The following is a 24,906-nucleotide window of genomic DNA, read 5'->3' as shown; positions in this document are numbered from 1 at the left end:
ACAAATGTCAAATAAATTCAAATAACATCAAAAAAAACTCACAGGGTCAACATCTATTGTTACTTCAATATTTGAACTCAAGTTACAGCAATGTTTCAGCTTTTTCTTTATGAATAGACTATGGTTATTGTATATTTTTAGTAACACTCTATAACGATATTTATTGTTTAAAAAATTTATTGCTGCTGGTGATGGGCCAAAAATTTCAAATTCTTTCAGTGTCAAGTGCTGAGAGGTAGTTGAAAATTGATTATGCAAAAAGTTTGTTATCTCATTTGCTGCTTTTTGTGTTGCAAATTGATCCTTACCGCAAACTATAAGCGCTATTAATCTACTAAATGGTGGCATTTTAGCTTTGCGTCTTGACTCAAGTTCAGTTTCATAAAATAAATCCCTTTTTTGCTGCTGCAATGCTTTTATTATCAAACTTTCAGGATTATTAGTTTGCACTATTACCGTTCCTTTTTCGTTGAATCTTCCCGATCTTCCTGCAACTTGATGCAATAATTGATACGTCTTTTCTGCTGCCCTGAGGTCAGAGTTTTCAAGGCCTAAATCTGCATTTATCACTCCAACTAAAGTTAATTTAGGGAAATTATGCCCTTTAGCAATCACTTGCGTACCGATTATAATATTCACTTCTTCTTTGAGCACTGAGTCAATTACGTTACCAAGCGACTTCTGATCGCTGCTGATAATTGCAGTTTTTGCATTTGGTATTAATTTCACTATTTCTTCAACTAACCTTTCAATTCCCACACCATAAAGGAGCAATGACTGCTCACTTTGACAATTGGAGCATTTTTCTGGAAGTTTTAATTGATAAGAACAGTGATGGCATAAAAGGACATTCTTTTTCTTGTGGTACGTAAGCCATACAGTGCAATTTGAGCAGGAAATTTTATATCCACATTTTTTACAAACTGCAAGTTGCGCATACCCCCTGCGGTTTAGAAAGAGCATAACTTGCTGTTTTTTCTCTATGGTTTGTTTTATCCCTTCGAAAAGCTCATTTGAAATCCATTGTTTATTATTCACTACTTTTATGTGCGGCAACTCTGCACCACCGAATCGTTCGGTTAGCTTTACATGGTTGTAATTCCTTTTTTTAACATGATAAATTGTTTCAAGCAGCGGAGTAGCGGATGATAAAATAATCGGAATATTTTCGAGCTTGGCTAAGATAATGGCCATATCTCGAGCATTATATATAATTCCTTGTTCCTGTTTAAAGGATGAGTCATGCTCTTCATCGACGATGATTAATTTTAGGTTTTTATAAGGTAAAAAAAGTGCTGACCTTGCCCCAATAATTATCTGCGCACTTCCATTTGCTATATTAAGCCAATTATTTCGGCGAGCTTTGGGAGTAAGTCCTGAATGCCACTCAGCTATATTTCCAGATATCTGACTGTGAACACGATTTACTAATTGTGAAGTTAGGACAATTTCTGGCAGAAGGATCAGGACTTGTGCATCGTTTACGATTTCAATTAACCTTGCAATCACAGAGAGATAAACTTCCGTTTTTCCAGACCCGGTTTCACCGTCAAGCAAAGTCACTGAATACTCATTCAAATTACTTATTATCTTATCGCGAGCTGCTTTCTGCTCAGGGCTTAATTGGCAATCTATTTCACTTATTTCCTGCTTTTGCTTAGTGAAAACTAACTTATCTATCTGATTTACCTTTAATACTCCTCCCATTATTACTTTGGCAAGCATACCGATAGGTATTACATTATACTGCGCAACCCACTCTGCAAATTCGATCAGTTTTGGTCTGATACTCGGTAACTCGATCTTTTGTTCAATGCATTTTAATTCTCGATCACTCTTGCCGCTATATTTCCAAACTATTCCAATCAAACGCTTTCTGCCAAATGGTACCACTACGTAATCTCCAATTGAAGTTTCAGTATCTTTCTCAATTGCATATGAAAATAGCTGATCAATTGGAAGTGGTAGTAATACGTCAACTATTCTTGTCATAAGTTAGCGCTGTTTTTAGATACATAAAGAAGCCTTAATGCTTTTTTCATAGTACACAATTTATAATCATAAATATTGGAAATGTGAGGAAATTCTGTATGTTTAGCGATAAAATAGTCCTAGACTTTGAAATAGAAAAAGGTGACCGAATAGATCGGTGTTACTTCTCTACACGCATCAAACTTACAGATAAGAGCAAGAGTTTTCTATGTGAAAAGCTCGGTAAACCTAACAATTTAGATGATTACTTTAATCTTAATCCTGAGAATTTTTATATTTATTACAACAAATATAGTGGGCACTATGGTATAAATGAGCTGTATGTCAGAGATAATAATGGTAGATATTTAGCTACTAAACTTCCACTTGATCAGAGCGGATTTTCGATAGAGTTATCATTCGACGAGGTGAATTATGGCTTTTATCCTATGTATGCAATCTATAACCCCACTCAATATGACAAAAAGCAGGAAAAGAGCTTTGAAGATAATGGTGAATTGCAGCCGTTTGTGTCAATTGTATTGGATTACTTTCTAAATGGCTTAACCATTCAAGATATGTTTTTGCAAATACAAAATGAGCTTGTTGAAAAAGAAATAAAATTAGAAGAAGACAGAAGAAAAGCAGAGAAAGAATTAAATCAAAAGAATGAAAAGTTAAGAGAACTCATAGAAAATGATGAGATTAAAGTACTTAAAGTAATAAAAGGCCATAGTATTGGGAATGGACGTTCAGCGGCAATTTTGCAGCTTGATGGTGATCTTGATGCAAGTAAGTACTACATAGCAGAGTATGAAGGCAATGAATACTTACATTGCACGAGCTCTGGTTATGACATACTGCTTGACCAGAGCGATTTATTTTTTGTTCTCAATAGCAGCTCTTATCTTGAACTTGAAAGCGGTTTCTACTCAATACTTGCTGGCAACTATGCTAAATATCTCGATACTAAGAATCTGCTTTTTAGCGATGATCAACTATCTAAGCAGTTATGCAAAAACAAGGTAAAGGCTGAATCTACAGTTAACGCATTTTTCTCAAGACTTATTTATAGTGAAAATTTTTAAGAGGTGAGTATGAAATTTAAAACAAATTCTGAATATGATAAATCAAAAAATTTAGACTTAGATGCTAAAGACTCTACAGGCTATACTGCTCTACATAAAGCTGTTTTTAGTGGGCGTTTCGATGAGGTCAAACTGTTAATAGATAAAGGCGTTAGAGTGGACGTGCAAGATAAACATGAGCTCACTCCACTTTTTTATGCTGTTATCAACAATGATGAGAAAATGATAAAATTTCTAGTCGAAATAGGTAATGCCGATGTTAACCTGGGTAAATATAATAATCCTCTTGGCATGGCTATTTCACGTGGACGTATGGAATTAGCAGAATATTTGATAGACAAAGGTGCAGATATAAACCGACAAGACAATATCGGCAGAACCTTTCTGCATAAAGCTGCTGAAGGTGGAAATTTAGCTGCAGTGAAATTTTTAGTAGAAAAAGGTGCTAGGCTTGATGTTTTAGATGAATGGAATGATACTCCTCTTCATCTTGCTGCAAATGTAGAAGTCAATAAAGGTCATACAGAAGTAGTAGATTATTTAATAAAAAACGGTGCAGATATAAATCTTACTCATAACTACACTCCGATACACCTAGCTATTACACGTGGAAATTTAGATATGGTGAAATGTCTGATAGATAATGGTGCTGATCTTTATATTAAAAGAGCATGCGATGGTACACCTCTTACTTATGCTAAACAGCAAGGGCAAGTGGAAATAGTAAATTACATGGATAGTGTAATGTCAAACCTTTCACTTAGCAAAACTGTGTCCCTTGATAACACTAATATAAATATCAAGTATGACTTAGCTGCCAATAAGCTAGATACAATAGAAAAAAGCATTAAAGATGCTGTACGAGACTTTAAGGGTGCTTTTAATACCTCTGACCATGATATAAGGATCAATGCTTATGTATTCAACACTCAAAATGAGTTTAAAGAGTACTTGAAAAAAGTTGGATTCGATGCTGGCGACGGTGTTAATGGCTACACAAGAATGATCGATCTAAATAAGGGAAATGCTGCTGACGTTTATGTCTACCTAGATAGTAAAGGGAATTTAAATCAACATACGTTAAAGCACGAGATAGGGCATGCAATGCACTTTGCAAATCTTGGTCTAAGCTATATCTTGCCAAAAGCAATGCACGAAGCTATTGCTAACTATGTTGCTGGTTTAGAAAATGGCAAGCACATTAATGATCACGGAGATAAAGAAGCTTTAATTGCAATAAAAAATAAGAATCTTAAACTAGATGAGATATTACGTAATGATTATCAAGGAAATCACTACTATTCAGAAGCAGAGCAAGTAGTAAAGTTTCTTGAACATAAACACCCGGACTTAATTGATAATTTACTAAAGAGCCTCTCTACTTATAAGAGATATCATGATAGGGATGAAGGTAAGAAATTAGTTGAGGATTTTTTGACTGAGCTAAAAGGTTATACTCAGGAATTTAAACAGTGGGTCAAAGCTGAGCTGAGTGGTGAACAACATATGGAATATAATGTTGTTGAATCTAACAGTGTTGAAAGTTCAACAAGCCAACAAAGTGCAGGCAAGGGTCTATATGGTTATAGCCCAGTACATAATGTAAGTGGTGATAAAACCAAGATAGAAAGTGTCAGTAGAGAAGATTCTATGCAACCTGCTAAAAAAGCGAGTGAAGACGAACAAGGAAAAGCTGTTACAACAAAAGTTATGAAGTATAATAAACAGCCTTTCTTAAAGGTGAATATTGATGACAATAATGTAGAAAACGCAAACGAGATAAATAAGGTAACAGGTGCGACGAGTTTACATTCTGCTGCTTCATTGGGAGATTTAAGCAAAGTAGCAACGCTTCTAAAACACAATTCATATACTGATACAAGAGACCATAATGGACAAACGCCACTACATTATGCCATTCAGTCAGGAAATACGGAAGTAGCAAAATATCTTATTGATCATGGAGCAAATCTTAATGTTCATGACAATTATTATCAGAAAACTAATACTAAATATGTGTATTATAAGACACCTTTACACTATGCTATTGAGTCTGGAAATATAGAGATAGCTAAATACTTAATAGATCGTGGTGCAAATCCTAATATTCAAGATGCTTATTCCAAAACGCCATTATACAGTGCTATTTATTCAGGTAATACAGAAATAGTGAACTATCTATTAGATCATAACGCAGATCCTAATAGTAAAAGTTATTATACTTTTCCGTTACTTGCTGCTATTAAGCTAGGGCATGCGGAAATAGTTAAGAGTTTAGTTGAGCATGGCGCAGATCTTGGTATCAAAAACACGTCAGCTCAAACACTGCTGCACTATGCAATTGAGCTAAAACATACGGAAATTGCTAAATACTTAATAGATCGTGGTATAGATGTTGATACCCGTGATATTAGCTCTGGTAAATCTCCACTGCATTTTGCCATGCACATGAAAAATATGGAAGTAGTTAAATATCTCATAGAGCACAATGCGGATATTGATATTCAGGATAGCTACGGCTTAACACCTTTGCACCTTGCTGTTGATCTTGGAAATAAGGAAATAATAGAACATTTAGTTGAAAAAGGTGCGAATGTTAATGTGCAGGATAATGATGGCTGGACACCTTTAGTTCATGCAGTGAGGCATGGAAAGTTAGATACAATAGAATATCTAATAAAAAACAAAGCTGACGTTGATGTTGTGGGCAAAGATGGCAGGACACTTATTGAACATGCTGAGTTATGGGCAGAAGGGAAAGGTATAGAAAGAGATGTAATAGATAGCAAAGGCGGTAATGATTCTTATTATCGCGAGCTTTCAAAAGAGGCTGCAACTTGGGAAAAAGCTGGAAAGGATATGCTTAGCTATCTCAAAAAAATTACTATGCAAGAGAACGATATAGACCAAATGCCAGCAGATCAACCTGCAAGTGAAGAAAGGAATAAAAGGTCGCTAGTAGAAGATGAAGAGAAGCAAGAGGAAATAACTGTTATAGATAATGTGAAACAACATCCTTTAAAAATCAAAGTAGGTGAAGCTATTGGAGATGGTAAATATAAGGCGGTGCTGCAAGCTCAAAATCAAGACATAGATAATTTTTATCAGAACTTAAGCAGTCAGTATACTGCTGGGAAATACAATTATAATCAAATGATAGCTCTGTATAATAAAGTTTATGTGCAAGATTCCAATCTTGATGGAAAGCCGATCACTCTTTCTGAAGCTTATGTTACAAATGATCATCTATTTATTAAAAATCAAGATTTTGGAATTTTGAATGATTTTAATGAGATGTTCTATAAAAGTGATGAGTTTATGTAATATAAAAGGTGGATGAGAATTAATTGATATAAGGAATTAGATCTTCCACTGTCATCCCAGTGTTTCTTTCTCCTGCCATTCCGGCATTTCCTTCTCCTGTCATCCCAGTGCCCCAGCAACAAGGACAACATTGCAAATTTAGAGTTCAAAAGGGTTATTCCTCGAGAACTACTGCGTCAGAAAGCTGGCGTTGAATTTGTATATAATGTTGACCTTGGAGGTTTTTATGAATAATAGTGAGAGAAAAGAAAAATTGGAAACTCGCATTTTATCAAGTAGAGGCAGGTCTTTACTTGACCATGAGCTACTGGAACGTAATCTATCTGCATACACAGAAGGAAGAGAAGTTGCCAAAAAGCTAATGGAGCTCTTTAGTAGTTTAGGAAGGGTAATTAATGCTGATCTTCACGAGCTAAAAAATGTTACAGGAATGAACGATGGAGCAATAGCAAATATCTTTTGCCTGAAAGAGATTTTCGATAGGATACTGAAAGGTAAGTTAAAAAAGCTGTCGATTCTTGATAACAGAGAAGAGCTACTAAAATACTTTAAAACAGCAATAGGGCAGTCACGAAAGGAAAGCTTGCGAGTAATATACTTAGATCGAAGTGGTCATTTGATATACGAGTATATTCAAGACTGTGGAACTATAGACAGAGTACCTCTATATGTGAGAGAAATAATCAAACAGGGATTACTGATCGATGCATCATCTATTGCAATTTCACATAATCATCCAAGTGGAGATACAGAACCATCAAAGGAGGATGAGGATAACACACTTACATTAGCTGCAACCTGCGAAAATGTAGGAATGAAATTAATAGATCACATAATCGTAACACAGAAGAGCCACTTTAGTTTTTATGATAGTGGTTTATTGTAATCTGTAGACCGGAAGGAAAGTTCTCCAACTTTCCTTCTTTTTTTCTACTTCATAAATTAAAAAATTCAATATAAGCTTGAGCAGCTAAAATTAGTAATGAAAGGTGGAATTAGGCAAAAAAATAAAAGAGCTTAGATTATACTGTGGTTTAACACAAACTGAGTTGGGAAAGAAAATAGGCGTTTCGTATAGACAAATACAAAGGTACGAAAATAGTTCAAACCAAATTTTGGCCAGTAGGCTATACGACTTAGCAAAAGCACTATCGATTAATGTGGCTGATTTTTTTACTGATGTGCATGTCGACTCACATGAAACTTATGATGAAGAAATACTAAAATTAGTCAAAGGATATAATGAAATTAAAAGCAAAAGGTTACGTAGCGTAGTTTATATATTGGTAAAATCTTTTTCTCAAAGTTACAATGAGAGTTAGTATTGCTTCAATACCTCAGTTAATATATTAATAAATGATTGTACAAGATGAACAACATCCTATTGATAAACAAATAGGTGAAAGAATAAGGAAGAGAAGGTTAATATGCGGTTTTAGCCAAAGAGACTTAGGAAAAAAGCTCGGAATTTCATTTCAGCATATACAAGGATATGAAACTGGAGAGGTAAGGCTTGTAATTGATAGATTGTATAATTTGGCAGAAGCTTTGTCCGTTGATATGTCATATTTTTTTACCAAAGCTTCTGAAGACTTACACGATAAGGCCTTTTGTAGCGATGTGGGTAGTGAAGAAATATCAAGGCTAGTGAGGGAATACAGGAAAATTAAGGATGAAACGTTGCGTGATATTGTGCATTCAGTGATAAAAGCGCTTGCCAATAAATAATATTGCCTGAATATATCTTCAATCCACTTCTACAAGCAATGCTAGTTAAGGTAAATTTTTTATGGTAATCTTGATTAAATTCCAAGAACTACTTTACTTTGCAATAATTATGGCTATGTAAAACATAGCCATCAATCAAAAACGTCCTACAGATGTCGTTTTATCATTTTTTAATTTATCTACCCAAGAAAAAGTCTCACTACTCTTAGAATTTGGATCGCCCCATCTTCCACACCTAGTAAAACTGCCTTTTTCTACTGCTTCTTTAACAGACATGCCACCAAATAAACAACCTTGTCCTACGATTTCTCCTATTTTTTGCAACTCATTCCACATTTCTTCATCTTCTACCTCAACTTGTACTTGATGATAGTCTTCTGTGTCATGATATACCATTAAATTTAGCTCTCCTAGGCTAGTGCAAAGTGTTACTGTAAAAGCACTGCTATCTGATATATCCACGTAGTTTCTTTTGCCGTCTTTCCCAGTTTTGACTTCAACTTCACCATTACCTATTTTTAGGATATTGCCACCAAGGTTTAAGTCTCCTTTACTTAAGCCCAAATTTTTTGTACCTTCTACAACTTTTGCGACATCAACTATGCAGCTATGTGAAAATTCAATATAGAAGATTTTATTATCGATTTCTACATCTTCAACAGTTCCTTCTATAGTAGCGTTCTCTCCAACTTCCCTGAGCTTTTTGAGTAGACTATACATTTGTGGCTCAATTTCTTTTTGCACTTTTTCAGTTATTTTATTATCAACTTGTACATTAAAATCTGCTCCATGTAAGGCTAACTTTCTGATTATATCTTCTTGTTTATTTTCTTTGAATTCATCACGATACATCTTAAACATTGTAACGTTAGCGAAGCTAAAGCCATTTTTATTGGCAGCATTTATTCTTATTCCTAAATCCAAAGCTTCATCAACAACTTTACTTAACTCGTTTATATTTTTAGCTGCAATAGCTTTTTCCAAGAATTCATTTAGTTTCATATTTTCATATTCACTTAGCCTTATCTTGGATAAAGCTGATCGAAATGGATTGAGCTCCTCAGGATATGACAAGACAGGTAGTTTACTGATCTTTTTATTTGCTGTTGGAGCAGCTTTTATAAAATTAGGTAACAACCCTTCTTTTGCTATTCGCTCTACCGCTTTTAACATTTTACTAGACAATTTTTTACTTTTTATTTTTTTCATTGTAACCCTCACTTAATCTTATTATTATTCGATCATAACGTGATAAATGTTATTTAATTGTTAACACTATACGACTTATTGATTTACTATAAATTATAGTAACAAATTTTACGGGCATTTACACTAGAAAAACATATCTCGTAAAAATTATTTCAGTTTCAACAAAAATGGGGTATTATGATTGTAAAATTAAAAGAAATGGACCTCCTGTCTTACTCTACTGAAAAGCTGAAAAAGCATTGTCAGCTACTTGATGATGAAGAAAAAATAGTTCTATATGAGCAGCTGCTAGACAAGGCTAAAGATATACTTGAAAACTCAAGAGATGATATTGCAAAGTTGAAAGAGGTAAGCAAAGCAGTTGTAGCAATAGAGGAAACTACCGATAAGCAGTTACTAGAAAAGTTTAATGATGATCACCCGCTAAGAGAAGTGGACATTTTAATCTACTCTCCTCAAGGAAATACTGAATATCTATTCAGCATAGATAACTCATCAGAGCTTTATGATTTAAAAGAAGATAAAGAAAAAGCTCTTTATAATGCAGTAAAGTTAAATGATGTTGAGCTTGTAAAAAAGCTGCTAATGATCCTTTCACCTACAGAAGTAAGTAATTTTGACACGAAATACTTGGAAGAATTGAAAATATTGCTGTCAGGAATTCACAAAGAATTGCAATTATCACAAGATATGAAAAATTATCTTGAGAAGACGATAAAGTTCTATAGTTTTTTATGTAGTAATTTTAACTTACTAGTTACAAATCCTACTGACGTAAAAGCCATAATTGATCTATTTGCTGCTCAACCAAATATTGATTACCAAATAGATAAGCTTCTACTTTCTTTTATTGTAAGAGATGTTGAGGAAAAAAAGCTAAACTCTGAAATTAGTCATATGATAGAACTTCTTGAGCAACACGAAAGATTTGCTGAGCTCGAATACAAGGTTAGAAGATTAAGATCAGAGTTTGCAAGTGGCAAAAGCAGATACTCGGCTGAAGTAATACGAAATAGCATTGCAGAACGAGAAAAAGAGATGAGGGAAATTGAGAAAAAATACGTAAGGCCAAACGATTTAATTAGCGAGAGGCAGAAATTATTAAAGCAATTACTTTGCTAGCTTTTTTTCCACTTCATAAAATTTGTTGTAAATTTGAATAAGAGGTGAAAAGTGCAATTAGGTAAAAAAATAAAACAACTTAGGTTAGATCGTGCTTTGACACAGACCGAATTGGGAAAGAGAATAGGTGTTTCGTATAGACAGATACAAAAGTACGAAAATGGTTCAAATTGTGTTTTGGCCAGTAGATTATATGATTTAGCAAAAGCACTATCGATAGATGTTGCTAACTTTTTTACTGATATGCACACTGACTCACATGAAGCTTATGATGAAGAAATACTAAAGTTAGTCAAAGGATATAACGAAATTAAGAGCAAAAGGTTACGTAGTGCAGTTTATATATTGGTAAAATCTTTTTCTCAAAGTTCTAACGAAAGTTAGTATTACTTTAATATATGAATTAGGATGTCAATAAATGACTGTACAAGCTAAACAACATCCTATTGATAAACAAATAGGGGAAAGAATAAGGAAAAGAAGGTTAATGTGTGGTCTCAGCCAAAGAGACTTGGGAAAAAAGCTTGGAATTTCATTTCAGCATATACAAGGATATGAAACTGGGGAGGTAAGGCTTATAGTTGATAGGTTGTATAAATTGGCAGAAGCTTTGTCAGTTGATATGTCATATTTTTTTACAAAAACCTCTGAGGATTTACATGATAAGGCTTTCCATAGTGATGTGAGCAGCGAAGAAATATCACGATTAGTAAGAGAATATAGAAAAATTAAGGATGAAACTTTACGTGATATTGTTCATTTAGTGATAAAGGCTCTTGCTAATAAATAATGCAAACTTACAAGTATAAAAGAGTATGATCTTTTTAAAATAAAGGTTTACGCCATAAAATATTTGGGATATATACAATACTTAGAATATTGACTGATAAAGTTTTTTAGCGGTCTTAGTGAGGATTTGTTAATAGAGATTCTGGAGGCTAGAGATGACCATATCTGGAGATATAATAGAGGGTATAAAGCGTAATGATAAGAACGCGATAGGAAATAACTTTACTATTGTTAGCCAAGATGGCTGGGGCTTACTCCACTATGCAGCTAAGTTTGGCAGCTTAGAAGTAGCAAAATTTTTAGTAAATGATCAAGGCGTAAGTTTTAATACTAAAACTAACGATGGAAACAAGCCCATTCACATTGCAGCTGATTTTGGACATAAAAATATTGTAAAGTTTTTTCTTGATAAAGGAGTAGAAGTTGACGAGAAAGGCAAGGATAATTGGACACCTTTACATTATGCTACTAATAAAGGGTACCTAGAGATTGTAAAGCTTCTAATAGAAAAACAACAACATATTAATTCTAAAACCATGGATCAATCAACTCCATTGCACTATGCTGCAAAGAAAGGGCATTTATCAATTGTGGAATTTCTCATAGCAAGAGGAGCAGAGATTAATGTTAAAAACTCTGATAACGAAACACCACTGAAACTTGCAAATGATGGAGGACATGAAGAAGTTGCAAGCTTACTAAGAAATGAACTACTGCTTGCTGTTGTAAAGAAAAGAGAACGAAACGGAGTGGAAACTCAGCTTGATAACGGTGCCAATATTAATTATGCAAGTCAAAACAATGGCTGGATGCCACTGCACTATGCTGTTGATGATAGTCCTGAGGACCTCAACTTTATCAAATTTTTAACAGAAAAAGGAGCAGATATTAATGCTAAAGATTCTGATGGGAATAAACCATTACATATTGCATCTGATCATGGATACAGAGATATCGTAAATTTCTTTCTTGATGAAAAGGGGTTAAGCGTTAATGATCAAGGTAAGGATAGTTGGACACCGCTGCACTATGCTGCTAATAAAACTCATCTAGAACTTGGAAAAGCTTTAGTAGAGAAAGAAGGTATTGATATAAATGCTAGAGACAAGGGTAGAAAAACACCACTTCATCATGCGGCTAGTAAAGGCTATTTAAATTTCGTTAAGTTCTTAGTAGGGAAGGGTGCAAATATTAATGCCGAAGACGCTAAAAGTGAAACTCCACTCCAACTTACCAGCGATTCAGATGTTAAAAGGGTTCTGCTAGGTAAAATGTTAATTGATGCTGTAAAGCAAAATAATATCCAAAAAATTAGAGAATATATTGGTATTGACCATGCAAGTGTTGATTATTCAAGTGAAGAGAATAAATGGACACCGTTACACTATGCTGCTAGCCTAGGCTATCGTAGATCAGCGGAATTGCTTGTAAATAATTCCACTTTAGGTGCTAGAGACTCTGAAAATAACACACCTTTACATATTGCTGCTGATTATGGCAAGGAAAATATTGTAGAATTGTTGCTAGAGAGAGGAGCAGATATTAACATTGAAGGCAAGAACGCTTCCACTCCTCTTCACTATGCTGCTGATAAAGGAAATTTTAGAGTAGCAAAACTATTAGTTGAAAGGGGAGCAAACATTGATACAAAAAACTCTAATCAGAAATCGCCATCACAATTGGCCAAGGACAAAAATCATCAGACAATTGTAAAATTGCTATTAAACAAAGCACTGATTAACTCAGTTCAAGAAGGTAATATTAATGAGGTCAAAGGGAATCTTGATAATGGTGCTGAAATTAATCATTCAGACCGTAACGGCTGGACTCCACTACACCATGCTACTAATAGAACATCAGAAGCTCTAGGGCTTATCAGACTGTTAGTAAAAGAAGGGGCAAATGTAAATGCTACTACCCATGATGGTAATAAACCCTTACATCTTGCTTCTCGCAATGCATATAAAGATACTGTAAAATTTTTTATTAACGAAAAGGGTTTAGACATTAACGATCGAGGAGAGGAAAATTTTACACCTTTACACTATGCTGTTAATAAGGAAAGTGAGGAATTAGTAAGGTTTTTAATAAAAAAAGAAGCAGATATTTATGCTGAGAACTCTAATAGCAAAACACCATTAGATCTCGCTGAAGGTAAGGTAATCAAAGGCATATTGTTGGGCAAGGCGTTAATCGATGCTGTCAAGAGGAATGATATAACAAAAGTCAGTGATCATATTAAGAAAGGGGCAAATGTTGACTATTCATATGAAGATAGGAAGTGGACATCATTACACTATACTGGCAGTTTGGGCTATCAGAGGTCAGCAAAAGTCCTTGTAAGAAACAATGCTACTATTATTGATGCTAAAGATTCTGAAGATAGCAACCCTTTGCATATTGCTGCTGAATATGGTCACAAGAATATTGTGGAATTTTTTCTTAAGAATCCTAGAGAGCATCTAAGTGAAAGTAAGGCTAAGCTTCTTGAAAGCGAGGGAAAAAATGGTTGGACGCTTCTGCACTATGCTACTGATAAAGGTCATCTTGCAGTAGTAAAGTTTCTTATAGAAACAGGGGCAAACATTGCTACCAAGGGCTTAAACGATGAGACGCCTTTACAAATTGCTGAGGAAAAAGGTAATAGCCATAAGGAAGTTGCAAAATTACTGCGAAGCAGAGCATTATTTAATGCTGTAAAACAAGAGAGTCTTAATGATGACCTTGACAGTATCAAGATTATTTTTACAGGTGAGATTGATGTTAATTATTCGGGTTTGGATAATTGGACACCACTGCATTATGCTGCTTCCAATGGTGATTTAAAAGTTGTGGAGTTTTTAGTCGAAAAAGGAGCAGATGTAAACACTATAACCAATGATAGGGAAAAGCCCATACATGTTGCTGCTAAGCATGGACACACAGAAGTTGTGGAGTTTTTTATAGAGAGAAAAGGATTAAGTGTTGATGAAGAAGGAAAAAACAGGTGGACACCACTGCACTATGCTGTTTCTGGAGGTAAGCTAGAGCTTACAGAATTTTTAATAAAAAAAGGTGCAAATATTAATGCTGAAAGTCTTGACTCTAGCAATAAGACACCACTACAACTTGCTCAAAATGGAAGTTACGAAATAATTAAAAGGATAGTGCTGGGTAAGGAGTTAATTGATGCTGTTAAAAGAAATGATATAGAAAAAGTTAGAGATTACATTACCTCTGGAGCTGACCTTAATTATTCATATGAAGATAAAAAGTGGACACCACTACATTATGCTGCTCACTTAGGTTATCAAAGTTCTGCGGAAGTACTCATCAATAACAACTCCACTGTTATTGATACTAAAGATTCTGACAATAATGAGCCTTTACACATAGCAACCGCTTGCGGGCATGAAAATATTGTGAAGCTTCTTCTTAAAAACGAAAAAGGGTTATTAAGCGTAAATAATAAGGGCAAAAGTGATTGGAGACCCCTTCACTATGCTGCTGAAGGTGGACATTTGCCAATAGTAAAATTTCTAATAGAAAAAAAAGCAGATATTAATGCTGTAAATTCCGATGGTAAAACACCGCTAGAATTGGCAAGAGAAAGAGAACATCAAGAAATTGTATCACTATTATTGAATGAGGCTCTATTTGAACAAGTATTTGGAGCAGTAAAAAAAGGAAACCTTGATGAGGTTAAAGGATATCTTGATGCTGGTGCTAACGTTAATCACTCAGACCTTCAGGGCTGGACTCCACTACATCATGCTGCTAATAGAACCATAGATGATGACGAATTTGTCAGATTTTTGGTAGAAAAAGGAGCAAATATTGATGCTAAAACTAACGATGGTAACAAACCACTACATATTGCCTCCAGCCACGCACATATAAATATTGTAAGGTTCTTTGTGGACGAGAAGGAATTGGATATTAATGATCGAGGGAAGGATAATTGGACACCATTACATCATGCTGTTCATAAAGACAGTGAAAGCTTTGCGGAGTTTTTGATAAAAAAAGGAGCCAATATTTATGCAGAAGATTATAATAATATAACTCCATTGAAGCTCGCAGATGGCAAAGGGATTAAGCCTAAACTACTTGGCAAAGCTTTAATAGATGCTGTCAGGCAGAATAATGTAAGAAAGGTCAGAGATTACATTAAAGAAGGAGCTAAAGTTGATTATTCATATGAGGATAATAAATGGACTCCATTACATTACGCTGCTAGTCTTGGTTATCAAAGATCTGCAGAAACACTTATAAATAATAATGCTAATATTACTGATGCTAAAGATGCTGATGATAGTAACCCTTTACATATTGCTATTGCCCATGGTCGCAAGAATATTGTGGAATTTTTTCTTCAAGAACCTAGAGAAACGCTGATTGAAAGTAAAGGAAAAGATGATTGGACACCGCTTCATTATGCTGCTTACGAAAACCAATTACCAGTAGTAAAATTTCTTATAGAAAAAGGAGCAAATATCGATGCTACTGGTTTAAGCGAAGAAACGCCATTGCAACTTGCTGTTGAGAAAGGAGATAGTCATAGGGAAGTGGCAAAATTGTTGCGGAGTAGAGCATTATTTAACACTGTGAAACAGGAAGATCTTGGTGATGATCTTAAAGGTTCTTTTACTGACGAAATTGATGTTAATTATTCAAATTCAAGTAATTGGACACCGCTTCATCATGCTGCTCTTAATGGATATTTAAAAATCGTAAAATTTTTGATAGAAAAGGGGGCAAATGTAGATGCCAGAACTGACGATAGAGATAAACCGCTACATTATTCTGCAAAGAATGGACACAAAAATGTTGTAAAATTCTTTCTTGAGGAGAAAGGGTTAAGCGTTGATGAGCTAGGAAAAGAAAATTGGACACCACTCCATTATGCTACTTTAGACGATCACTTTGATGTTGTTGAGTATCTAGTAAAAGAAAGAGGAGCAAACATTGATGCTAGAAGCGTTAATGGTACAACCCCTTTAGACCTCGTTAAGAGTGAAGAAACTAAAGTTAAGGAGGTGTTGTTAGGTAAAGCATTAGTTGATGCTGTAAAGCAGAACATTGTATCGAGAGTTAGTGAGTATATTAATAAAGGTGCTAATGTTAATTATTCATACGAAGAAAATCTCTGGACTCCATTACACTACGCTGCCAAACTTGGCCATCAAGGATCAGCAACAAAACTAATAGAGAGTAATTCAATTAATGTTAATGCCAAAAACTCAGATGGCGATGAACCTATACACCTTGCTGCTGCTTATGGCCACAAAGATGTTGTTGAACTTCTTCTTGAAAAAGAGAAAGCAAGTATTAATCACAAAGGTAAAAGCAACTGGACATCACTACACTATGCTGCAAAAGGTGGGCATTTGCCAGTTGTACAACTTCTCATAGAAAAAGAAGCAGATGCTAATCTTAAAAACTCAGATGGTAAAACACCATTACAGCTTGCTAGAGATGAGGGTCATCAGTCCATTGCACAGTTGTTACTGAATAAAGGGCTATTTAACGCAGTAAAAGTAATTGGTGCAGTAAAGGAAGGTGATCATGATAAGGTTGAAGAATATCTTAGTAATGGAATCAGCATTAATCACTCAGATCAGAATGGTTGGTCTTTACTACACCATGCTGCCAATAGAGAAGTGGATGATTTAGAGTTTATTAGATTTTTGGTAGAAGAAAAAGGGGCTAATGTTAATGCTAAAGCCCATAGTGGAGATAAGCCTTTACATATTGCTTCTGGTATGGCGTATAAAGATATCGTAGAGTTTTTTCTTAATGAAAAAGGGATGAACGTTAATGATCGTGGTAAGGATAATTGGACACCGCTACATCATGCTGTTAACAAAGGTAGCAGCGATTTAGTAAAGTTTTTGATAAAAAAAGAAGCAGATATTTATGCTGAAAATTCTAATAGTGTAACTCCACTTGACCTTGCTCAACAGCTTTCCCAAGGTGAAAGTAATCGGCAAGAAGTTAAAGCAATGTTGCAGGGCAAGGCATTGATTGATGCTATAAGGAAAAATGATGTATCAAAGGTCAGAAAATATATTCAAAATCTTAATTATTCATACGAGAAAAATGGATGGCAGCCGTTACATTACGCTGCTAGCTTAGGGTATAAAACGCTAGCAACAGAACTTATCAATAAAGATCCAAATGTTGTTAACGCTAAAGATTCTGACGGAAATACACCTTTACATCTTGCTGCTACTTATGGCAAAGGTGACGTGGTAGAGCTTTTTCTGAGTAAGCAAGCAAATATTGATGAAGTAGGAAAAAATAACTGGACACCGCTTCACTATGCCGTTTATGAAAATCGATTACCGGTAGTAAAATTTCTTATAGAAAAAGGAGCAAATATTGGCGCTACGGGTTTAAGTGGAGAAACGCCGTTGCAACTTGCTGTTGAAAAAGGAGATAGTCACAGGGAGGTGGCAAAGTTATTGCGGAGTAGAGAGCTATTCAATGCTGTAAGAGGAGATAACTTGGGTGATGACATTAATAAGATTAAAGGTCTTTTTGTAAATGAGATTGATGTTAACTATTCAGATCTAAATAACTGGACACCACTTCATTATGCTGCTCGCAACGGTTATACAAAAGTAGCAGAATTTCTGGTAGAAAAAAAAGCAAATATAAACGCAAGAACAGATAGTAGAGAAAAACCTTTGCACATTGCTGCAAAAAATGGGCATAAAGATATTGTAGAATTTTTTATCGATCAACAAGAATTAAGCGTTAATGAACAAGGGGAAAATAAGTGGACGCCCCTGCATTATGCTGCTGCAAGCAATAGCCTTAATGTTGTACAGTACTTGATTGAAGAAAAAGAAGCTACTATTGATAGCAAAGATAGAAATAATTGGACAGCTTTACATCATGCTTCTAAAGAAGGCCATATTGAGATTGTAAAGTTTCTTATAAAGAAAGGAGCGAATATTAATGCTCATAATTCTCAAGGAAAATTACCAGTAGATCTGGCAAGCGAGCCTGAAGTAATTCAATTCTTACTGAATGAAGGGTTGTCTGGTGCTGTAAAACAAAATAAAGTGTCGGAGGTGAGAAATTATCTCAACAAAGAAGTTAAAGGAATAAGGGTTAATATTGACTATAGTGATCAAAATGGCAGAATTTTCCTTCATCATGCTGCACGTCATGGTTACTCTGATGTAGTTGAGCTTTTAGTGCAAAGTTGGCCAGCTGTTAATGCAACTGATTTAAACAATTGGACTCCACTGCATTATGCATCTGAAGGCGGGCATCTAAAAATCGTAAAGCTTTTAACGAGAGAGCGGGCAGACATTAACATTAGAAATTCTGACGAGGACAAACCATTACACGTTGCAGCCAAAAGTGGGCATCAGCCAATAGTAAGGTTTTTTATTGATGAGCGGGGAATGGATATTAATGATTTAGGTAGAGATAATTGGACACCACTTCACTATGCTAGTGCAAACAACTATTCACAAATTGTAAATTTTCTTGTCAAAGAAGGTGCAGATATTACTATCCAGAATGCCCAAGGTAAAGCACCTTTAGAGCTTATAACTGGTAATCAGGAAATTGTCAGGTCATTACAAAATGAGGCATTATTTGATGCTGTAGAACAAGGAGAGTATGCTCAAGTTCAAAAATATCTTGACAATGGAGCTGATCCTAACTCTCTGAGCGGTAATGATTGGACGCTGTTGCATCGTGCAGCTGAAAAAGGTCATTTGCTAATAGCTTCGCTTCTAGTAGAAAGAGGGGCAAGCATTGATGCTGAAAATTCTGATGGGGACAAATCTTTGCATATTGCTTCACAATATGGCCACATAAACATTGTGAAGCTTCTACTCAACGGTAAAGTTAATGATAAAGGTAAAGATAATAAAACACCACTACACTATGCTGCTGAGAGCAATCACTTCGAAGTTGTGCGATATTTAGTAGGAGAAAAAGGTGCAGATATTAATCTTAAAGATGCTGATGGGGATAAACCTATGCATCTTGCTGCAAAGAATGGACATACGGATATAGTAAAGTTTTTTCTTGATAAAAAGCTCAGTGTTAATGATTTAGGTAAAGATAGCTGGACACCACTCCATTATGCCGCTGAGCAGGGCAAGTCGGAAGTTGTGGAGCTTTTGATAACAAGAGGTGCAAATATCAATGCAGAAAACTCTGGTGGCAAAACACCTCTACAACTTGCCCAGGATGAAAGAGTCAAGGAGTTATTGTTAAATAAAGCACTTTTTGATGCTGTGAAAGAAGGAAATTTAGTGAGAGTACAAGACTCTTTCAGAGATGGAGCTAATGTAAACTCTACTAACAGATGGGGATGGGGGCTTTTACACGCTGCTTCTGTGAGAAATAATTTGCCATTGATCAGGTCTTTAGTGGAAGAGAAGGGAGCGAATATTAATGCTAAAAGTAGAGATGGAGATAAACCTTTGCATATTGCTGCCGAGAAAGGCTCTTTAGATGTTGTAAGATATTTTCTCAGTAGAAAAAATGGTGTGAATGAGGCAGATGCTAACATTAATGATAGGGGCAAAAATAATTGGACACCGCTTCATTATGCTGCCAAGTACAACCACCCTGAAGTTGCAGAGTTTCTCATAGAGAATGGTGCAGATATTAATGCAATTGACTATGATAATCTAACACCTCTGCAACTAGCTAATGAAGGGCCAATTAAAAGATTATTACAAAATAAAACATTATTACATGCTGTAAAGCAGGGAAATTTAAATGATGTAGAAAGATACCTTGATAATGGAGCTAACGTTAATTATTCAGATAAGAATGGATGGACAGTATTACATGAAGCTGCAAGTAGAGGACATCTAAGAGTTGCTCAGGCTCTAATATCAAGAGGGGCAAACATTAATACTAGAGATCAAAATGGCGACAAGCCTTTGCATATTGCTGCTGATTACGGTCGTAGAAACGTGGTAGAATTCTTTCTGAAAGAGGAAAGAGCTGGCCTTAGTGTTAATGATGCAAATAGAAATGGATGGACACCGCTTCACTATGCTGCAAGCAGAGGTGGTTTGGCAATTGTAGAACTTCTGATAACAAAGAGGGCAAATATTAATGCTCAAGATTCTAACGGAAATAAGCCTTTACATATTGCTGCAGATAACGGGCATAGAAGTATTATAGAATTTTTCCTTAGGTGGCACGGGGATGAGCTAAGCATTAACGATAAAGGTAATAATGATTGGACTATGCTACACTACGCTGCTGACAAAGGGTATCCAGAAGTTGTAAAATTTTTAATAGAAAAAGGAGCAGATATTGATGCTAAAAGTACTGATAACAAAACACCTTTGCAACTAGCAAGCGGTAAAAACCATCAGGAAGCAGCAAGATTATTGCGTAATAAAGCATTATTTAATGCTGTGAAACAAGGAGAGTTAAGTAAAGTTGAACAGTATCTTGCTGAAGGAGCAGACCCTAACTACAAAGACGAAAATGACTGGACATTGCTGCATGATGCCGCTAGCAAAGGTTACATTGAAATCGTTAGGCTTCTAAAGGCGCAAGGAGCAAATGTTGATGCTAAGTCTTATAATGCAAAGCCTTTGCATTATGCTGCTAGGAATGGATACGAAGACATAGTAGCGTTTTTGATAGTAGGAAAAGAGAAAAGTGAGGGTGTTGACAGTCGTGGTAGGAATAATTGGACACCATTACATTATGCTGCTAGACATGGACGCTTGGCAGTAGTAGAATTTCTGATAGGAGAGGACGCGGATATCAACCTTAAGGATACTAACAGAAATAAGCCATTGCATGTTGCTGCTCAATATGGTCATACAAATGTGATGGAGTTTTTCCTAAGGAAAAACAGAGAAGGGTTGAGTATCGATGACAAAGGTATAAGTGGAAAAACAGCTTTACATCAAGCAGCTGAGAAAAGCCATTCAGCATCTGTAGAATTTTTGATAGAGAAAGGCGCAGATATCAATATTCAAGATTCTGAAGAAAACACGCCATTGCAACTTGCAACTGACCCTGAGATTATTAAATTGTTACAAGATAAGGTGTTATTTAATGCCGTTAAGCAGGGAGATCGTGATAAAATTAGTGAATATCTTACTAGTGGAGCTGATGTTGATGTGACTAACAGGTGGGGATGGGGAATGTTGCATATTGCAGCAGAAAATGGCGACTTATCAATGATAAGGTTTTTACAAAGTAAAGGAGCGAACCTAAACATGAAAAGCATTAGTGGTGAAAGCCCGTTACATGTTGCTACCAAAAATGGATACAAAAATGTTGCTGAGTTCTTGCTTGAACATGGAGTAAGTGCTAGTGAACCAGGCAAAAATAATAAAACGCCATTACATTATGCGGCAGAGGAAGGTTATTTTGAGCTTGTAAAGTTACTAATAGAAAAGAGAGCAGACACCAACGCAAGGGATTCAAACGGTAAAACACCATTACAACTTGCTAAAGAAAAAGAGAATGGAGAAATTACTGAATTGCTGTTAAATGAGGCTATGTTTCATTCTGTAGGAAGGAATGACATACAAAGAGTTAAAGATTATCTTAAAGAAGGAGCTGATGTTAATTATTCTAGTCACAATAACTGGACACCACTGCATTATGCCGCTTATAGAAACCACATAAAACTCATAAAACTTTTAGTAGAAGAAGGGGCAAATGTTAATGCTGGGTCTCATTACATAAAACCTTTACATATTGCTGCTCAATATGGCCATAAAGGCGTAGTGGAATTTTTGCTTAACAGCGGATCAAATATTAATGCTTCTGGTTGGAATAGCTGGACACCACTCCATTATGCTGCTGATTCTGGTCACTCAGAGGTTGTGAAGTTGCTTATAGAAAGAGAGGCGGATATTAATGTTCAAGATTTTCATGGCAAGACACCGTTACAACTTGCTACAGAAAAGCGCCACCTAGAAGTCGTAAAAACTCTTTCAAATGCAGGATTGTTTGATGCGATAAGTCAGAAAGATTTTAGAAAGGTTGAACATTATTTTAATATAGGTGCAGATGTTAACTCTAGAGATGATAATGACTTAACACCATTGCACAAAGCTGCTCAATGTGGTGATTTAGAGATTGTCAAGTTTCTTCTTAGAAAAAAGGCTTACACTAATGCTAGAAATAATAAAGATTACCTTACTCCGCTCCATGAAGCTGCTAAGAGTGGTAACTTAGAAGTTGTGAAACTACTTATTAACTTTAGATCAAATATTCATGATCAAACGATAAGCGGAGCAAAACCTTTGCATATTGCTGCTGAGTATGGACATAAAGATATCGTAGAGTTTTTCCTCAATAGGAGATTAAGTGTCAATGATTTAGATAAGAATAAGTGGACGCCGTTACACTATGCTGCCAAGAGTGGTAACTTAGAAGTTATAAAGTTTCTCATCAGTAGAGGAGCAGATATCAATGCCAAAGATTCTAATAATTTAAAACCTTTGCATATTGCTGCTGAGTACGGTCATAAAGGTATTGTAGAGTTCTTTACTGTAGAAAAGCAATTAAGTGTTAGTGACCAAGATAAAAGTAGTAAAACATTGATGCACTATGCTGCTAAAAGTGGCAACTTAAACGTTATTGAATTTTTTGCTGGTAGAGGAGCAAATATTATCGCTTTTGATATTAACGGTGTGAGTCCTTTACATATTGCTGCTGAGCATGGACATAAAAACGCCATTGAGTTTTTTCTTAGTAGAGGATTGAATGTTAACTATCAAGATCAGAATAATCAAATACCACTACATTATGCTGCCAAGGGTGGTAGTTTAGAGGTGGTTAAACTTCTTGTAAGTAGAGGAGCAAATGTCAATGCTCAGGATTCTAGTAATGCAAAACCTTTGCATTATGCTGCTCAGTATGGTCATAAGGATATAGTAGAATTTTTTGTAGTGCAAAAGCAGCTAAGTGTTGATGACAAAGGCAAAGACAATTGGACACCTTTATATTATGCTGCTAAAGGCAGGAATAATAAACACATTGATGATAAACTTTTAGAGGTTATTAGGTTTCTCGTTCGTCAAGATAGAAACATCATCAAAAATAAAGATGTTTACGGTGCTGGGCCTTTACATATTGCTGCCCAGCATGGACACAAAGATATTGTGGAGTTTTTTATACAAAAAGAATTAAATGTTAATGATGCTGATTATCAGCAATTAACACCTTTGCATTATGCTGCCCTTCATGGTCGCTTGAGGGCTACTAAATCTCTAGTTGAAGAAGGTGCAGATATTAGAGCTGTAAGCAACGATGGAAAAAAACCTATACACTCTGCAGCTAGCAATGCACATAAGAATATTGTACTGTTTTTCGTACAGCAGGGGCTAAGTATTAATGATCCAGATACTAATTTAATGTGGACGCCACTGCATTATGCTGCCCATTCTGGTAATTTGGATTTTGTCCAATCGCTTTTAGCTGAGGGAGCAAATTTTAATGCTGTAGATGCTGATAACGCAAAACCTTTGCATATTGCTGCTGAACGTGGGTATCAAAAAGTTATAGAACTTTTAATAAACCAGGGAATGAATGTTAATGATTTAGGTCAGGACAATTGGACACCGCTGCATTATGCTGCAAGGCATGGTCATTTGGGAGCTGTAAGATTTTTAGTAGAAGAGAAAGGAGCAAATATTAATGCTGTTGATCTGAGTGGTAAAATACCTCTACATATTGCTGCTGAGAATGGACATAAAGATATTGTAAAATTTTTCCTTGATAAAGGAATAAGTGTTAACGCTGTTAGTGCAGATAATTGGACGCCTCTCCACTGCGCTGCTAGTAATGGTCATTTAGAAACCGTAAAATTTCTTGTGGAGGAAAAAGGAGCAGATATTGATCTTCTCAGTATTGATCATGAAAAACCTCTTGATCTAGCTATTTCTGCAAACCATGTAAGTGTGGTAGAATACCTAAGGCAAGCTCTGGAAGAAAAAGAGCACAATTACGTTGCTAATATCAGGCATAGTCATCTTTTTGTAGATCAGCCTACTGTAGGTCAGTTTCAAAGTAGTGGAGCAGGTAGACATTCTTCACTGATAGGCAACTGGGTTTCTTGGATAAAAGGTTGGATACCTAATACTGGACAGCCATTTTTACCAGGTAAGGTGGCCAGCTGTAAATCATCTACACCTATTATTCAAGAAAGGCTTGGGAATATTAGTAATGCAGACATGATGCTTTATTATGTATTATATAGCTGGTTCAATGGAAATAAATGCAACATGAAATGTAGAGCTTATGAAAGCAGTACTTTATCAAAAGAGGAGACAATAGGCTGTACTTTACGTATAGTGGAAAAGCTAGAGCAAGTAATGAAGCAAGCAGCTTGTAGCAGTGGTATAGCATGGAAATCAGTAAGAATTGATTTTTTAGAAGTACAAAAAACTATCACAGCAAAAATTACAAGTGGCAATTATGATACAATTGCTAGTCTTTTAGACTCATATGTAGAAAAGGCATTTTCACAAAATTTAAGTCAAAAGCAAATCGATGGATTTAAAAAAGCCTATAATGGTAAGAAAGATCGAATATTAAATAGTGCTGATCTGCAAATCCAAGCTAGCATCCAAGTACCTACCTCTATACAAAGTGTTCTTATAGAAAAAGGTATTACAAATGAAAAAAGCAAAGAGACCTGCTACTCGTTATTAAAATAGCAGGTATAGAA

At 35.4% G+C, this 24,906-nt stretch carries 11 protein-coding genes; 9 read left to right on the top strand and 2 right to left on the bottom strand.

Annotation, left to right across the window (positions count from 1 at the left end; genetic code table 11):
• Positions 1–27: 27 nt before the first annotated feature.
• Positions 28–1,992: a replication restart helicase PriA gene (gene priA / locus OPS21_RS01120; RefSeq protein WP_264336307.1), complete on the bottom strand. Its 1,965-nt coding sequence runs from the start codon at positions 1,990–1,992 to the stop codon at positions 28–30.
• A gap of 98 nt (positions 1,993–2,090) precedes the next feature.
• On the opposite strand from priA, the gene OPS21_RS01115 reads away from it, so the two are divergent.
• The 5 genes from OPS21_RS01115 (at position 2,091) to OPS21_RS01095 (ending at position 8,111) form a co-directional block, all read left to right on the top strand.
• A complete protein-coding gene (locus OPS21_RS01115) occupies positions 2,091–3,059 on the top strand; it encodes a hypothetical protein (protein ID WP_264336308.1) in 969 nt (322 codons plus the stop codon).
• Positions 3,060–3,068: 9 nt separating this feature from the next.
• Positions 3,069–6,383 carry an ankyrin repeat domain-containing protein gene (locus OPS21_RS01110; RefSeq protein ID WP_264336309.1) on the top strand — a complete coding sequence of 1,105 codons (3,315 nt, stop codon included), beginning with the start codon at positions 3,069–3,071 and terminating at the stop codon, positions 6,381–6,383.
• A gap of 226 nt (positions 6,384–6,609) precedes the next feature.
• Positions 6,610–7,269: a JAB domain-containing protein gene (locus OPS21_RS01105; protein WP_265027668.1), complete on the top strand. Its 660-nt coding sequence runs from the start codon at positions 6,610–6,612 to the stop codon at positions 7,267–7,269.
• A 103-nt stretch (positions 7,270–7,372) separates the two neighbouring features.
• Positions 7,373–7,705: a helix-turn-helix domain-containing protein gene (locus OPS21_RS01100; RefSeq protein WP_041582615.1), complete on the top strand. Its 333-nt coding sequence runs from the start codon at positions 7,373–7,375 to the stop codon at positions 7,703–7,705.
• Between the two features lie 34 nt (positions 7,706–7,739).
• Positions 7,740–8,111, top strand: coding sequence for a helix-turn-helix domain-containing protein (locus OPS21_RS01095; RefSeq protein WP_041582616.1), 372 nt, complete (start codon positions 7,740–7,742; stop codon positions 8,109–8,111).
• A gap of 135 nt (positions 8,112–8,246) precedes the next feature.
• Here the strand turns inward: OPS21_RS01095 and OPS21_RS01090 are convergent, their stop codons facing one another.
• The gene (locus OPS21_RS01090) at positions 8,247–9,320 is read right to left on the bottom strand and encodes a hypothetical protein (RefSeq protein WP_265027667.1); all 1,074 of its coding nucleotides are present in this window, start codon (positions 9,318–9,320) and stop codon (positions 8,247–8,249) included.
• 177 nt (positions 9,321–9,497) lie between these two features.
• Here OPS21_RS01090 and OPS21_RS01085 point away from each other — a divergent pair, with 177 nt between their 5' ends.
• From OPS21_RS01085 to OPS21_RS01070, 4 genes are all read left to right on the top strand, one after another.
• Entirely contained in the window at positions 9,498–10,442 is a 945-nt protein-coding gene (locus tag OPS21_RS01085; protein ID WP_264336195.1) for a hypothetical protein, read from the top strand.
• 51 nt (positions 10,443–10,493) lie between these two features.
• Positions 10,494–10,826: a helix-turn-helix domain-containing protein gene (locus tag OPS21_RS01080; RefSeq protein ID WP_264336194.1), complete on the top strand. Its 333-nt coding sequence runs from the start codon at positions 10,494–10,496 to the stop codon at positions 10,824–10,826.
• Between the two features lie 34 nt (positions 10,827–10,860).
• Positions 10,861–11,232, top strand: a complete 372-nt coding sequence (locus OPS21_RS01075; RefSeq protein WP_264336193.1) for a helix-turn-helix domain-containing protein — start codon at positions 10,861–10,863, stop codon at positions 11,230–11,232.
• Positions 11,233–11,386: 154 nt separating this feature from the next.
• Positions 11,387–24,895, top strand: a complete 13,509-nt coding sequence (locus OPS21_RS01070; RefSeq protein ID WP_265027666.1) for an ankyrin repeat domain-containing protein — start codon at positions 11,387–11,389, stop codon at positions 24,893–24,895.
• Positions 24,896–24,906 lie beyond the last annotated feature (11 nt).

Origin of the sequence: Wolbachia endosymbiont (group B) of Chorthippus parallelus, assembly GCF_947251815.1 — a bacterium.
Taxonomy (GTDB): Bacteria; Pseudomonadota; Alphaproteobacteria; order Rickettsiales; family Anaplasmataceae; genus Wolbachia.
The sequence above is the reverse complement of the archived record's forward strand: the minus strand, read 5'-3'. Positions and strand labels throughout refer to the sequence as shown.